This is a genomic window from Lacipirellula limnantheis (genome assembly GCF_007746075.1).
Lineage (GTDB): Bacteria > Planctomycetota > Planctomycetia > Pirellulales > Lacipirellulaceae > Lacipirellula > Lacipirellula limnantheis.
Window position 1 is genome coordinate 1,213,326 of the sequence record NZ_CP036339.1, and the last position, 15,550, is coordinate 1,228,875.

Sequence of the window (15,550 nt, forward strand, 5' to 3'; positions counted from 1 at the left end):
CCCCCGCACCTCGCCAAGGTTCGCAGCAGCCACGAGACGCCTCTCCCTTGGATTAGCGTGGTGTTTGAACCCCAAACGTCGAAGAGTTCGGCGTCTACCGACGCCGCAGCGACAGAGCGGACCAAGATTCTTTATCTCGGCGGCGCCCACGATGCGCTCCTGAATCTTCAAGAGCGGCTCGGCGACGACATCGAGCTCGTCCCGCTCAGTTCCTCGCTCCGCGCACTGGCCTTGATGGGCCGTGGCGACTATGCCGGCGTCTTCGTCGACGCCGACCACTTCTCCGAAGCAACCGACGTCGGCCGGCTCCTGCAAAACGATCGCATCCTCCAAGGCATGCCCGACGGCGTCGTCCTTCTCGACGCCGACAACACGATCATCTGGGGCAACGGCCGCCTCAGCGAGTGGACCAAGCAGAAAGGGATTGTCGGCAAGAAGTTCTACGAGGTCCTCGGCGGCCCGGAAATCCTCGGCCCCGATTACTGTCCGTTCCAGACGGCTCTGGCCACGCGGAAGTCGAGCGCATCGGTTCTCCGCTGTAGGGACAATAAATACTACCGGCTCCACGCGGCGCCTTTGCTCGATTCGGGCGAGGCGCCGACTCATTTGGTGGTCACGGTGCACGACGTCACCGCCGAGATGCTGCAGCATCAAAAGCTCGAAGCAATCCATCAGGCCGGCAACGAACTTGGCGACCTCGCGCCTGAAGACGTCTCCGATCTCGATTACAGCGAACGCGTCGCCTTGCTCAAGGAGAACATCCTCCACTGCATGAAGGACGTTCTCCAACTCGACGTGATCGAAATTCGCATGCTCGATCTGGAGACGGGCGACCTCCGCCCGCTGATGGCCGTCGGCATGGCCCCGGAAGCTGCGGCACGCAAACTTGAGGCCGCCGAAGTAGGCAACGGCGTAACCGGCTACGTCGCCTCGACCGGCAAGAGTTATATTTGCGGCAACGCCATCGAAGACCCGCTCTATCTGGAAGGTTGCGCCGGCGGCCGCAGTTCGCTGACGGTGCCGCTGCTACTGCAGGAACAAGTCATCGGCACGCTCAATGTCGAAAGTCCCGAGACCGACGCCTTCACCGACAGCGATCAACAGTTCCTCGAAATCTTCGCCCGCAACGTGGCGATGGCGCTCAACACGCTGGAACTCTTGGCCGCTGAAAAAGCTGCCGTCGCCGCCGCCAGCGTCGAGGCCATTCACGCCGCCGTCGCCCAACCGGTCGACGATATTCTCAACGACGCCGTCAACATCATGGAACGCTCGGCGAGCGTCGACCCCGAGCTCGCTTCGCGCCTTCAGCATATTCTCCGCAACGCGCGCGACATCAAGCGCGTGATCCAAAAGGTCGGCCAGAACATGGCGCCGACGCAAGCCCACCCCAGCGCCGCGACGGTCGAGTTCCGGCCGCTGCTCGCCGGTCGCCGCATCCTGGTGGTCGACGCCGACGATACGGTCCGCTCGGCGGCGCACGAGTTGCTCGACCGCTATCATTGCTACGTCGAAACGGCCCACAATGGCGCCGAAGCGGGCCTCATGGTGCGCAACCTCGGGCCGGGCCAGCAGTACGACGTGATCATCTCCGATATCCGCCTACCCGACATGAGCGGATACGAACTGTTGATGAAACTTCGCGAGCTCACCGACTACGTGCCGCTCGTCCTGATGACCGGCTTCGGCTACGACCGCGACCACACGATCGTCAAGGCCCGTCGCGAGGGGCTCAAGTTCGTCCTTTACAAGCCATTCCGGCTTGATCAGCTCGTCTCCGCAATCGAGCACACGATCGAAGAGCGCCAAGGCCCCGGCGACGTGAAGCTGGCCGACGACTGAGTCATTACTGCCGCCGACTGGATCTGCGGCATGGGTTCATCCTCCGTTGGATGCTATAGTTCGGTCTCGCCGAACTTCTTCACCCCGAGTCCCGTCCCTAATGACTCCCCTGCTCGTCTGGTCTGGATTGGCCATCGCGGCGCTGGGACACGGGTTTCTCTGGACCGGCGTCGTCAATCGGCTCCACGGGTTCAGCGGTCCCAGGGCGGTCATCAAGTCGCTCACCTGGATCAGCATCGCCGCTTTTTGCCTCCTTCCGCCCTGGATGGCGTGGGAGTGCAATCTGCTTCAAATCTCGACGTTCAATCCCTTTGCCCGCCGCGATTGGATCGCGGGGTACGCCTGGGGCGCGTTCGCGCTCGGCGTCGTCGCCGTGTTCGTGAAGCTCTGGGTCGAAGCGCACCGCTACGATCGCACCATCCTGCGGAAGTGGACCGCTGACGTTCGCGACGTGGCGAAGCTGCTCGGCCGCAAGCCTCTTTCCGGACCGGTCGCGCTGGTGCTGGGCAACCTTCCGCTGAACGAAGCTCTGAAGCTTTCGGTCGATCGCAAACGACTCGCCCTGCCCCGCCTGCCCGCCGAGCTGGAAGGTCTCACGATCGCCCACGTCACCGACCTCCACATGACGGGGCGGCTCGATCGTGAGTTCTACGAAGTCATCGCGCGGCAACTGAACGATCTTCGACCCGACGTCATGGCGATCACCGGCGACATCGTCGAAGCAGCCGAGTGTTGGCCCTGGCTGGAACGAACGCTCGGCTCGCTCTGCGCGCCGCTGGGAGTCTACTTTATCGTCGGCAATCACGACGCCTATGTCGACGCTCGTCACACGCGCGAGTTGCTAGGAGACTACGGCCTCACTTGCCTGAGCGGACGGTGGCTGCGCGCCGAGTGGAACGGCGTCCCTGTTCTACTCGGCGGCAACGAGCAGCCCTGGATGCCCGCGGCGGCCGTCGACCAGCTTTCGGCCCGTCAGTTAGGCCGTTCCGAATTCAGGCTCGTCCTTTGTCATACGCCGGACCAATTCGCTTGGTGCGCCCAGGCCGACGCCGACCTGGCGCTGGCGGGCCACACGCACGGCGGGCAGGTGCAACTTCCGTTGCTCGGGCCCATTTGCAGCCCCAGCCTGCATGGCACGCGCTACGCGTGCGGGGTCTTTCGCCGCGGGAACACGGTCCTCCATGTCAGCCGCGGCATTAGCGGCGAAACGCCATTGCGTTGGCGCTGCCCGCCGGAGATTGCGTTACTCGAATTGACGCGGCTTTCAGCCGAGACCGAGAAAGTCTAAGCCGTCAGCGCCGGTTCTTCGCCGGCGAGTTCCCGCCCCAACTTGGCGGCCATGGTCGCCGCGTCGTCGCGTGCGACGAATGCCCCGCGCAGTTGAAGGCGGCGAATCACCCCCTTCTCCATGAACTGGGGACCAAATCGCCAATAGGCGCCGCTGAACTCGCCGCGTCGCTCCCCCGCTTGCGGCTGAAAGTCTCCCGGACGCGTCGCCTCGACGTAGGACCACTTCCCCTTTCCGACGACCGTCAGAGCGCCGCCCATCGTTTCCATCGGCGTCTCGAACATTGACGAACAGACAGTCACGCCCGGGTGCGCCTCCCACAATGGAGTCTGGATCGAGCAGATCAGATCAAGCGCCGCGTCGTCGTCGGCGGCGTCGATCATTCGCCAATAGAGTTGCAGATTAAACGGCTGCTCCAAGGGCTCGCTGTAAGTGACCACGAGGTCGCGACCGCGGATATACACGTCCGCTATCTGCCATGGGTCGTCGCTGGGCGACCCGCAACCATCGACGGCGACGACGTCGACGGCCATCAGCCAACCGACAAGCGCCGAACCGTCGACGCACATCCCGGTCAACCCGCGGCACGGGTGGAGCAGGTCGATCATGCCGCGCAGTCGCGGCGCGTGAAGAATGGCTCGACTGCCGTCAAGTTGCCAATAATCGGACTTCGATGAGCGCCAATCAGCCTTCATTTTTCGACCTCAATTTCCGGTGAATGATGCAAGCCGCGCCTTCGTCGCGCGCCAGCGCCATTGTTGCCGCCTCGGTCGCGACGCTAGGGCGAGACGCGACCGGACAATGGTCGACGGCCCGGCGCATTCATTTTTAGGCCTCAAGAGATTCCCCGCGAGACCAAAAAAAACCCCGCCGTTTCACCGAAGTGAAGCGACGGGGCCGGAACAGAGAAGAGGCCGAATGTCTGTTGTGGGGGGATGAAGAAGATCAGTCAATCGCCTATCGCATCACTGCGAATGGTTATGCTGAACAGACTTCCAACCAACTCCTCCTCGTTCCTTGTGATCATACCCGTTCTAATCCTCATGTCCAGCTTTTTGTCGCGTCAGACCGCAAGAATATTTCGGGCGACCGCACCCCGATCGCTATAAATAATCGCTACTTCCTAACCAGTAAGGTTTTGCGTCAAAATAGAACCCCCAGCCCGAAATCTTTGCCACAAGGCCCCCCTGCGTGATGAATGCCGCGATCCCCTCCCCTGCCGATCTGCTCGTCGTGTGTGAGCTGGCTGCTCGCGCTGGCGCCGAGCAGCTACTCGCCTGGCGCGGGCGGTTTCAGACCCGCGAAAAAGCCCCCCGCGATCTGGTCACCGATGCCGATTTCGCCTCGGAACAGGCCGTCCGCCGGGTCATTGCCGAGCATTTCCCCGATCACGGCATCCTGGGCGAGGAGGCTCCCGTGATGGGTCAGCTCGATCGCCACTACTGCTGGGTGGTTGATCCTTTGGACGGCACGATTAACTACGCCCACGGGCTTCCCTGTTACGGGGTCTCGATTGCCGTCGCCCGGCGGGGCGAACTCCTGGCCGGGGTCGTGTACGATCCCGAACGGGACGAGTGTTTTGCCGCCGCGGCTGGACGCGGCTCGACGCTTAACCGTCAACCGATGGGGGTTAGCGCTGCGGCAACGGTCGAGGAATCGCTCGTGGCAGTGAGTTTTCCGCCCCGGCTCGACGATCAGTCGCTCGATCTAAAGGCCTTTATGCGCGTCGGCCCGGTCTGCCAGGCCATGCGCCGCACAGGTTCGGCCGCCCTCAATTTGGCGTACGTCGCCTGTGGTCGGCTCGACGCCCACTGGGCGCACGAAATCCACCCTTGGGACGCCGCCGCCGGCGTATTGTTGGTCCGCGAAGCGGGTGGCGCCGTCACCGCCGCCGACGGCCAGCCCTTTGACTTGGCCCGTGCCGACTATCTCGCGGCGTCGACGCCGACGCTACACCAGCGGCTCCTCCCGCTCATTCACTAGCCAAGCCGTCGCAAAAACCGACTCGAACGGCCCGCGGCGGCGACTCCCGCGTCCGAGACCGCGGGCAGACGCCCTCTTTTGGCCATAACCTGCGTCGCAAAGAACGATACGACGCCGTCGCTCTCTTCAAGACCCCGACTCCCCCCAATTCAAGTAAAATCTGCGGAAAATCCAGCAAATTTGCTGTCCACGGTCCTCATCTGCGGCGCTAGTTCCGCGCGAGCTCCTGCCTACAATGGAGGGACGCTCTTCCATTTGCGTCGCTGCGCTGCCGCTCCCCAAACTGCGACGCCGCTCCCGCCGTAGAATAGCCGGCTGCCGCCACTTTTCGTCTCCGCTCTAAACCGGTCGCTCGACGTGTCTTTGTCTCGCATACTCCTGGCACTGACGCTAGCGGCCGGCTTGCTGGCGCCATGCGCTTCGGCGCAGGCGCCGGGAAGCGATGCGCCACCGGCGGCCGTTACGGCGCCGGCCGTTGCCGCCGCCGAGAGTACCGCCAAGTCCGCGGCGCCGGCGAGCGGCGCTGTTGGGCCCGATGTCTTCTTCCTCCCCGACGCCGCCGGCAACCTTCGCCGGGTTCTCGGCTATCGCTACGAAGATTTCTTGCAGTCGTGGCGCGCCGCTCAGTTGCAGCAGGCCGACACGCGCCAACCGACCTTCGCGCTCGCCAACCTCGCCGCCGCCGCCAACGTAAAGGGGGACGACGTCGCCGTCGAGTTGCACATTGACGTCGACCTGCAGTCGACCGAATGGGTGGAGGTCCCGCTGGAGCTTGGCGGATTGATTGTCAGTAAGTGGGAGGTCTCCGGCGACGAGGAGCGTGATTTCGTACTCTTCGACGCGCAGCGGCAAGGTTACGTCGCCTGGCTCAAAGGCCGACCGGGCGAGCGTCGCACCGTATCCTTCACTGGCAAGTTGCTCGTCCAACGGGACGGCGATAGCCGGCAACTCGAGATCGATCTTCCCGCCGCGGCGACGTCCCACATCGACTTCACTGCCTCCAGCCAGGTCGAAGTCGAAGCCCCGAAGTCGGTCGCCCTCGCCACCGTCACCGCCGACGACGGCCGCTACACCGCGCAGATCGACGGCGCCAAAGGCCTCCTCGCCTTGCGCTGGGGGCCGCGTGCCGTGGAAGAGTTCGACCGCGCCGCGACGCTGAGCGCCGCCATCGACGCTGCCGTGACGGTGGAGCCCGGCCGCCTGACCTACGAAGCCGTGGTGACGCTCCGCAGTTTCGGCGAGGCGCTCGATCGAGCGCGAATCCGACTGCCGCGCGGGGCCGCCGCCGCGGCGACCCCGCCGGGCAGCGGGTACGAAGTCATTCCCATCGCATCGGCCGCCGGCCGAAACGGAGCGGCGCTCGTTGAGGTTCGTTTCGATCAACCCTCAACCACGCCGCCGCCGGTGCGGCTCGTGGCCGAGTATAGCGGGGCCGACGCCGCAGCCCCGCTGTTCGCCTCGTCGTTTGACGTCGTCGGCGCGTTCCGCCAACGGAGCCAATTGGCGATCCGCGTCAGCGAATTGCTGCACGCCGATTTCCAGACGGCAGGCCGGGTCGAACAGATCGACCCATTGGACCTTCCCGAGGCCCTCCGCACGCCCGCGCCCCTCGCCGCGTTCGTCGGCGCGGGCGCCGACTGGCAACTTGACGTCGAGACGCAGCCGCGCCAACGCAAAGTCCGCGCCACGCCGACGTACGCCATGAACCTGGGGAGCCAAGGAGCCACCCTCGACGTCACCGTCGACTACCAGTTTCTCGGAGGACGGACGTTCGAACTGCGCGCCGACCTGCGCGGCTGGGAACTTACCGAGCAACCGGTCGAATCCGGCGGCGTCGTCGATCTTACCGAACAGCATGTCACGCCAGCCGGCGTGTTGGTGATGCCGCTGAAGGAATCGGACCTGCAACAGGCGCGCGTTCGCTTCACGCTGCGTCGCGAAGCTGGCTTAGGGCTGCACGATTTGCCGCTGCCCGAACTCCTCGATGCATTCACCCTTCCGGGTACGCTATCGGTCACGTGCGATGAAGCCTGGCGGGCCATCGTTCAAGTCGATAACTCCAGCGGCGTCGCGACCGCCGAGGCGAACGGCGCAGTCGCCGAAGCCAATGCTGCGGCAGCACCCGCCGCAGCTCCCGCCGCGAATGGAGCTATTTCCACTGCCGCAACGTCCGCTCCGCGCCGTGATGCCGCCGCGCGTCGATTCCAAACGTTTCTCCCCCGCGCCCGCGTTGCAATCGACGTGAGCGAGCAAGAACAAGCCGTCGCCGTCGAGTCGATCGTCGAAGGCCGTATGGCCGGCGACTCGCTCGAAGTCGAACAGCGCCTGCAGTACAACGTCGCCTACCAGCCGACCAGCGAGTTGTCGATGACGGTCGCCACCGAGCTGTTGGCCAACCATGGGCTGCAACTGCTTCTCGACGGGAGACCGTTGGCTTCGTCCGCCGTCGAAATTCTGCCCCTGGCTCCTGGCCCCGCGGGATCCACCGAAGACAATCTGCGCCTTTTGGTCCGATTGCCGCGCCCTACGGTCGGGCGGACAATCTTGCAGATCCGTTCCGTCCACGCGCTGAACGACTCGCAACAACTCGGTCGCTCGCCCATCACCATTCCCTTGGCGATCCCGACCCAGCCGGCCGGCGCCCGCGCGACGATCACCTCGCCCGTGGGGCAGCCGCGCGTTGCCCTCTGGTCCGATGGCCAGAACGAATTGTGGCGCCCAGCCGCGCCCGAGGCCACGGGGGTCGGCGGCGAGCAGCAGCCCGCCATCTTCGCGGCGACTTCGGCAAAACCCGTGGGGGAACTAGCGCTGCGCCTCGAGTCGGCGCCCGGCGCCGAGCCGCTCGACCTCCGCGCCGAGGCGACTTGGATCCAAACCTGGATCGTCGGCGGCCAGCGGCAAGACCGCTACGTTTATCGATTTCGCACCGGCGCGCCGCGCGTCGAGCTGACGCTGCCCGACGACTTCGCCGGGCGGCCGCTCGAAGTGAAACTCGATGGCCAGACGATTCCCGCGAAGATCGACGGCGCTCTCCTGTCCGCGCCGCTCGCGGCCGCCGAAACTCCGCAAGTTCATACGCTGGAGCTTCGCCGGCAAACGCAGCAGCATCTGGCCGTCACCGCGGGCTTGGGCGCCAGCTTCCCGACGCTTGAACACGCCCAGGGCAGCAGCCCCATTTTCTGGCAACTGATCGTCCCCCGCGACATGGCGGCCGTCACCACGCCCGAGGGCATGAATGGCGAGTACCGACTCGGCTGGCGCGAGTGGAGTTGGGGCCGTCAGCCGACGCAGTCGCAAGCCGATCTCGAGAAATGGACTTCCGCGACCGCCGCCCCTGAACTCCCCGCCTCGACCAACGAGTATCTTTACAGCGCGTTCGATGCGCCGCCGCACGTCCATGTGCGGTTAGTTCGCCGCTCCTGGCTGATTGTCGCCGCCGCCGCCGCCGCGCTGGCCGTCGGGTTGATCGCCCTCTACACGAATCTTGGTCGCACCGCAGGCTTTTGGCTGGCGGCGATCATCGCCGCGGTCGCGACCCTCGCCGCCTACCCCGAGGCGGCGATCCTGCTCGTCCAGTCGATCTTCCTCGGCGGCGCGTTCACGATCGTCTCGCTCGCCACGCGCTGGCTGCTTGCCGATGTTCGCGTCCGCAGAACGTCAGCCGCCGTGCCCGCGAGCTCAATTGTCAGCCTCACCGCCACCCAGCCATGGCTTGCCGGACGTCAGGACGACTCGGACGACGCCGTCGTCGCCGCCTCCGGCTCCACGCGGCAACAGCGCGAGACGCCGCCGTGAACGCGCCAAACCCATGTTTGCGGTCCCGGCAAACGCGGCGCTTCGTCGGCGTGCTGCTGGCGCTGGTCGTGGCCGCAACCGGCGCCTCGTCGTCGCGGGCTCAAACAACCGCCACAGCGCCGGAGAACCACTCGCCGCTCGCCTACCGCCGCGTGTTCGTCCCCGCCGAACGAACCGCCGATTGGCCGACCGAAGGCGCCCGATACTTGCCGATGGAACGCGCCGAATTTGAGCGGCTCGTCCAGCAAACCACAGAACGTCGCCAACTCCAACGCCCCGGCTTGGCGCAAGTCACCAGCGCCGACTACGTCGCGCGACTCACGGAAACCGATTCCCTCGCAGGGGTCGCCACGTTCGATGTCCGCGCAATCGAGAATTCGCCCACCCTCCTGCCGCTCGCGCCTTGGAATGCCGTCGTCCTGCGCGGCCGATGGCTGGCGGCCGCGGCCGACGCCGAGCCGACGCCCGCCGAGATCGGCCTCTGGTCCGACGACGAGGGACAACCCGCCACCTACGGTTTGCTCGTCGATCGCTCCGGCCCGGTCGCCGTCGATTGGCGCGCCGCTCCCTCCCAACGCGGGGGCAAGCTCGAGTTTTCGCTCAACCTGCCCATCGCCGTCGCGCAAACCCTCACGCTGGAACTCCCCGCCGACGCCACGCCGACCATCTCCTCCGGCCAGTTGGTCGATCAGAGCCCCGCCCCGCAGGGAGCAATGCGGAGCTGGAAGTTCCAACTCGCCGCCGGCATCGAACACCGCCTCACAATCCGCCGCCAAGAGGCCGCCCCGTCGACTCCCTCCTCCGCCACCTTGCCGCTGGCAGCGATGACCGAGGCCTACCATCTCACCGCCGACGGCGTCGACTACGAAGCGGAGCTGCGCATCCAATCACGCGGCGCGCTGCCGGCCGAACTTCGCCTCGCTGCTCCGCCGTCGCTCCACGTGGCGTCGGTCGCCGTCAATCGATCGCCCGTCCAGTGGCGCCGCGACCCCGAAGACGCCGCGGCGCTATTGGTCGCCCTCCCCACTACCGGTCCGCTGGCAACTGGCGCCCCCCTGATCATTGCCGTCAGCGGGGCGGCGCCAGTCACCTGCGATGCGCCCTGGACGCTGCCCGGCATCATGCCTCAAGGACTTTTGTGGACCGAAGGCACCAGCACCCTTTGGGTCGATCCGGCGCTCGAAATTCGTGCGCTGACCCCCCGCGAGTGCAGCCTGCTCAACGTTGTCGGCGTGGGCAGCGGCGCGGCAGGCGAGGTCTACCGCTTGCAAGCGTGGTCGCCGGCTGCCGCCGTCGACCTGATCGTCGGCGACCGCCGCGAGGTCCTCAGGCGCCGCACCGGCGTCGTCACCGAGTTCGCCGACCGCGAAATCATCGCCCGCGCGCAAATTGTCCTATGGGCCGAGGAAGGTCGCGCCTTTCGCGTCACAGCGCCGTTGGCGAATGATTGGAATATCGAATCCATCGTCGCCGAACCCGCCGACGCCATCGCTGAGTGGCATGTCGAAGAGGGTGAAGCCCGCAAGCTCCAATTGCAACTTCGCCGCTCGCCTACCGCCGCCGCGCCGCTGTCGCTCACCGTCGCCGCCCGCAAACCCTGGCGGTCGTGGACGCGCATGGCGCCCTTGAGCGATTTGAATTTCCTGCAACTACCCGGCGGCAGCGACGGTCAGTGGCTGCTCGCCAAAGATCGCCGCGGCAAGGAAATCGTCCCCGACGCCAAGCTCGCCGAAGCGACCGTCGCCGCCGACGCGCTTCCGCCTGCCGCTCAGGAGTTGCTCGGTAAGGTCGACGGCGGGCTTCTCATCGACTTGAGCGAGGCGAACCCCGCTGCGATCGTCTCAGTCGCGTCGACGCCGGTCGCGTTCCAGGCCGAAGCCTGGATGGACGTCACCGCGGGCGGCACTGGGTACGAACATCGGGCCGAAATCCTCTGCCGTCCCGTCAGCGGCGCCATTAGTGAGCTGCGCTTGCTCGCCGCGCGCCCGCTTCCCGCCGACGTCGCCTGGCAACTTGACGATGGCCAGCCCCTCTCCGTCGAACGCGCCGCCGCGCCGTCGAGTCCGCCGCCCCCCGCCGCGACCGTCGCCGAATACCGCGTGCGACTCCCGCAACCACGGGCCGTCCCCTTTCGCATTCGTGCGGTCTGGCGCAGCACCCTCCCCGACGACGCCGCGGTCAACGTTGTCTCCCTTCCCGACGCCGAAACGTGGCAGGCTTGGGCCATCCTTCGCGGCCACGCTGGCCAATTCGCCGTCGATCCTCGCGGCGCCGCTTCCGCGTTCGCTTTGCCGAGTCGCGATGCCTCGCTCGACGGGCAGCTTCCCGCGCTCGCTTGCTATCGGCTGGGCGACGATCCCGCGACGCCCCCGTCAACGCCGCCGACGTTCGTCTCGCGCGCCGCGGGCGACGCCGCGCTGACCGGCGGCGTCGTTGCCTGGCGTTGCGACGCCGAAACGCAACAGTTTTCCGACGGCACGCAGAACCATCGCCTCGCTTACCAGATCGAAGCTCGTCAACCGGCCGACGTCGAACTCACCGTGCCGGCGGGAATCGCGTTCACGACGATCACGCTCGACGGCCGGTCGCTGATCGCGGCACGCGGCCCCGACGCCCGCTCTGTCTCGCTGCGAATTCCCGCCTCCGCGCAACGGCAAACCCTCACGGTTGCGCTCGAAGGAAAAATCTCGCCTCTCAGTCGCAGGTCGACGGTCGAACCGATGCTGCCGCGCGCCTCGTTCCCTGTGCTGCGCGGCGAGTGGACCCTGCGCTGGCCCGCCGCCTACAACGCAGAACTTCTCGGCCCGCAGCGCCAACATTCCGACGCTCCGCCTGCCGATTGGCTCGCCCGACTCGGCGGCCCGCTCTCTGGTCGCGGCGATCAACGCTGGTACGACGGCATGCTGCTTGCCCATGTCGACGCCGCCTCGCCGGTGATTCCCGCTTCGGCCGTCGGAGTCGCCGCGCCGGGGGGATGGAGCATTCTCACCCAAACGTTCGTGGATCGCCCGGCGCCGGTCGAACTCCGCCTCGTGAGCGCCGTGCAAGCGAATTGGCATGTGGCGTGGCTCACCGCCGCCGTGGCGTCCGCCTGGCTCTGGGCCCGGTCGCGTCGCGCCGTCGTCCTGCTTACGGCGGCCGCTGCCGCGCTCTGCTTGGCCGTCCCCGATGCGTACATCCCCTTACCACAGGCGACGTTTCTGGGCCTCCTCACGGGCGCCTTCGTGCGGCAGTTCGTCAGCTTTCTCACCAAGTCGCGCACCGGCGTTCGCCCTCGCTCCAGCGCGGCCGTCGCCATCCTGATCACGGCGGTCAGTTCCGCTACGGTAACCTTCACGCCATCTCAATCGTTCGCACAAGGCTCGCCCCCAACGCCAACCCTGACGGAAATCGCAGCCCCCGCCTCGGCGTCGCCGCTTGTTCCTGCGCCCGCAAAGGCTCCGCCGCAGGTCCTGTTTCCCGTCGACGACGCGGGCCAACCCAGCGGCGGCGACGTCTACGTCCCGGCCCCGCTCGCCGCCCAGTTGCTGTCGGCCACTGGCGAGGCGCCCGCGGCGCTGGTCGACGCCCGTTACCAGATTGAACTCCAACCTGTGGGCGCCGACGGCGAGTTGGTCCCTCGACGCGTCCAGTTGCGCTTCGGCTGGCATTCGCGACGCTCCCAAACTCGCGTCGAACTACCGCTCGCCGCCGCCGGCATGCTCGACCCCGCCTCGCTGCTGCTCGACGGTCAGCCGATACTGCCCGCCTGGAGCGCCAACGGCGCCGCGCTTTTGGTCACGCTCTCGCAACCCGGCGCCCACGAGCTCACTGCATCGCTTACCCCCCTTGAGACCAGCTCGGCCGTGGGCGAGTCCCAGCGTGCTCGTCTCCAACTTCGCGTCCCCTCGCTCACCGGGTCGACGGTTGAAGTCCTCCACCCCGCCGGACTCGCCGACGTTCAAGTTGCCGCCGCTGATCTCGCCCCAGCTCAATCAAGCGCCGCCCGTACCACGTTCCATCTGGGCCCCGCCGATCTTCTCGACGTCACGTGGCCGGCCCGCCTCCCACGCGAGGCGGCCGGCGTCACGGTCGAGCAGCTATCGCTGCTAGAAGTCGATCCAGCGGCGGCGCGGCTCGAAGTTCGGCTCCGCCTTTCCGGAGATGCAGCGCCGCTCGAAACGCTGCGCGTCGCCGCGTCGCCCCAGCTGAAACTCCTGCCCCTTCCCGAGGGCTCGCCGCTCGAAGTGGCTCTTCCGCCTCTTGGCGAACCCGCGGCCGCCGGAACCACGTCGTTCCGTTTTCGCTCGAAGCCGACATGGCCCGTCGTCCTGTCGTTGCAGTACCAGCTGCAACGCACGCTTTCCGTCGGGCGCATCGACTATCCATGGGTCGAACCCCTCGGCGTGAACGTCCGCAGCCGCCACTTCGCCGTCGCCGCCGATCCTCGCCTCCGCGTCCGCGACGGCGCCGCCGGCGGCCTGACGCCGGTGACGCTCGCCGAGCTAGAAACCCTCTGGGGTCCAGCCGCGGCCGACGCTTCCCTGCACTACGCCGTCGCCGCCGACACGCCCGATTGGTCGCTCGACGTTGCTCCCGCTTCGGCTCGCTTCACGTCGCGCGACTCTCTTGAACTACATTGCGGCGAAACAGACGTCCGCGTCGCCTATGCCGCGGCGATTTCCGAAGTCGATGGCGAGCTACTCGTTCACCGGCTCGTCGTTTCGCCCGATCTGCAAATCGAACACGTGGCCGCGTCGCTCGACGGGTCCGACGCCGCCCTCCCGCTCCGGTGGGCGCGTCCGCAGCCCAATCAGCTCCACGTCTTTCTGAGCCGGCCGTTGAGCGAGCCCCATACCCTCCGCGTCGAGGGACGCTTGCACGAAGCCGTCACCGCGGCCCCCGCCGGCGGCGCCGCGGCCGACGCCGGCGTTCTCCCCGCCCTCCAGCGGACAGTCCAAGTCCCGCACATCGCCCTTGAGAGCTCACCGGCGGCGCCTGTCGACGTCTCCCTCTTCCGTAGCGGCGACGTCTTGGTCGCGTGGGCCTCCGCGGCTCCTCCCCCCAAACCCTCCGCCAATTCCGTCGATCCCGCCAAAGGGCTGCTCGTCGGTCAGTTCGCTGTTCAACGCAACGCGGCGTCGCCTTTGGAACTACGGATCACCCGCAACGACGCCCAGTACGAGGCCGACGCCCTGCTCACGTTGCAGCTCGAAGCGGCCGAACCGACCGCCGAGTGCCGCCTCCAGGGACGAGCCACAGGAGGCATGGTCGACCGCCTCCGGCTGATCGTTGGCAAGAACTGGCGCGGGCCCCTGACCGTCGAACCCGCCGCGCGCATCGAACGGCGCGACATTGCCGCCGACGCCGATCGCCAGACGCTCGATGTACGTCTCGAACGAGCCATCCCCGCCGGCGAGGCCTTTCGCATCGTCATCCGCGGACCTGTCTCGCTCGAATCCGATCAGCGCATCCGCTTCCCGGCGCTCCGTCTGGCCAATGCCCAGCGCCAACGTCTCTTCTTGATCCTCCCTCCCACGACCGGAAATCTTACGCCCGAATGGACGCTCCGCGGCGTGCAAGCCCAACCGCTGCCGGAGGCGCTCGCCGCCGGGTTGGACTCGGCGCCGACGCCCGCTTATCGCGTCCTGCGCGAACGTTTCGTCGCCGAGCAGCGCGTCTTCCCCGATGCGATTCGCAGCTCCGCCTACCGCCTGGCGGAAATCCGCATGGTCGTCGACGCCGACGGCAGTGCAACCGCTCTGGCGCAGCTGGTCGTCCAGGCTGGCGGAGGCGATCAGTGCCAGGTGACGTTCCCCGCCGGCGCTCAGGTGCAATATGTCGCCGTCGATGGCATTCCGCTGCACCAACTCCCCGCCGCGGCCTCGTGGAACGCGCCAGTCGCCTCCCGCTTTCTTCCGCGCGTCTTCCAGTTCAGCTACCGTCTGCCGAAGTTCGCGGCCGCGGCCGAGCGACAGTTCACGCCCCCGCAAGTCGCCGTCGACGGCAAGGCCCTCGCCCCGCAACGCACCCTTTGGCAAATCGCCGACGCGGCCGCGCAGCCCATGCCCAGCGATCGCAGCCGCCTCATGACCGCAGGTGAACTCGCCGCCGCTGCTCGCCGCGCGCAGATCGACGCCTTCCTCGACGCCTATCCCCTTGCCTCGCAACTTGCCGAGTGGGAGCTCAAGCAGTGGCGCCAACCCTGGCTCGACCGCTTCAGCTCCGCCGACCCCGCCAGCGCCGCCAGCGACCCCGCAGCCTGGACCCGACTCCGCGAACGTCTGGCGGCCGCCGACGCGCCAACGTCAGCCAGCGCCGACGCCGCGACTGAATCGGAGAGTTTTTGGTCCGACAGCGCCAGCGCCGGCGTCATTTCCATCGCGGGCGATGCCGCCGGCGCCGTGACGCTAGTTCCTCGTACGACCCCGTGGCCGATCGCCCGGTGGTTCGCCGCGGCGATGCTCGCGGCGGCGGTGGGCGTTGCTTGGCGGCAGCCTACGGCGCTCCGTTCGCTGACGTTTCCAATGCAGCGCTGGCCCTACATTGCGTTCGGAGCGGCTGGGCTGATGTGGTGGGCCTTCCTCGCCCCAAGCCTTCTCGGTCTGGTCATCATCGCCTTCGCCATCGCCGCCTACCGCAAGTCGCGACGATAAACGAAGTCGC

At 66.9% G+C, this 15,550-nt stretch carries 6 protein-coding genes; 5 read left to right on the forward strand and 1 reads right to left on the reverse strand.

The features are described from left to right. Positions 1-60: 60 nt before the first annotated feature. Together I41_RS04670 and I41_RS04675 are read left to right on the forward strand one after the other, a co-directional pair. Positions 61-1,839, forward strand: a complete 1,779-nt coding sequence (locus I41_RS04670; RefSeq protein WP_145431369.1) for a hybrid sensor histidine kinase/response regulator — start codon at positions 61-63, stop codon at positions 1,837-1,839. Between the two features lie 100 nt (positions 1,840-1,939). Then, positions 1,940-3,127, forward strand: a complete 1,188-nt coding sequence (locus I41_RS04675) for a metallophosphoesterase (RefSeq protein ID WP_145431371.1) — start codon at positions 1,940-1,942, stop codon at positions 3,125-3,127. Here I41_RS04675 and I41_RS04680 read toward each other — a convergent pair. Then, entirely contained in the window at positions 3,124-3,822 is a 699-nt protein-coding gene (locus I41_RS04680) for a hypothetical protein (RefSeq protein ID WP_145431373.1), read from the reverse strand. The two genes, I41_RS04675 and I41_RS04680, sit on opposite strands and share 4 nt — an antisense overlap. A 499-nt stretch (positions 3,823-4,321) precedes the next feature. Between I41_RS04680 and I41_RS04685 the strand changes: the two genes are divergently transcribed. The 3 genes from I41_RS04685 to I41_RS04695 all read left to right on the forward strand — a co-directional run bounded on the left by I41_RS04685 (position 4,322) and on the right by I41_RS04695 (position 15,540). Further along, complete coding sequence (locus tag I41_RS04685) at positions 4,322-5,110, forward strand: inositol monophosphatase family protein (RefSeq protein WP_145431375.1); 789 nt, start codon at positions 4,322-4,324, stop codon at positions 5,108-5,110. Positions 5,111-5,473: 363 nt separating this feature from the next. Continuing rightward, the gene (locus I41_RS04690; protein WP_145431377.1) at positions 5,474-8,905 is read left to right on the forward strand and encodes a hypothetical protein; all 3,432 of its coding nucleotides are present in this window, start codon (positions 5,474-5,476) and stop codon (positions 8,903-8,905) included. Continuing rightward, positions 8,902-15,540 carry a hypothetical protein gene (locus I41_RS04695; RefSeq protein WP_145431379.1) on the forward strand — a complete coding sequence of 2,213 codons (6,639 nt, stop codon included), beginning with the start codon at positions 8,902-8,904 and terminating at the stop codon, positions 15,538-15,540. The genes I41_RS04690 and I41_RS04695 overlap by 4 nt, the downstream gene beginning before the upstream one ends. Positions 15,541-15,550: the final 10 nt, after the last annotated feature.

Excerpts from the sequence above, each read along its gene's own strand:
- I41_RS04680 (WP_145431373.1), bottom strand. The coding sequence starts at position 3,822 with ATGAAGGCTGATTGGCGCTCATCGAAGTCCGATTATTGGCAACTTGAC.
- I41_RS04685 (WP_145431375.1), top strand. The coding sequence starts at position 4,322 with ATGAATGCCGCGATCCCCTCCCCTGCCGATCTGCTCGTCGTGTGTGAG.
- I41_RS04675 (WP_145431371.1), top strand. The coding sequence starts at position 1,940 with ATGACTCCCCTGCTCGTCTGGTCTGGATTGGCCATCGCGGCGCTGGGA.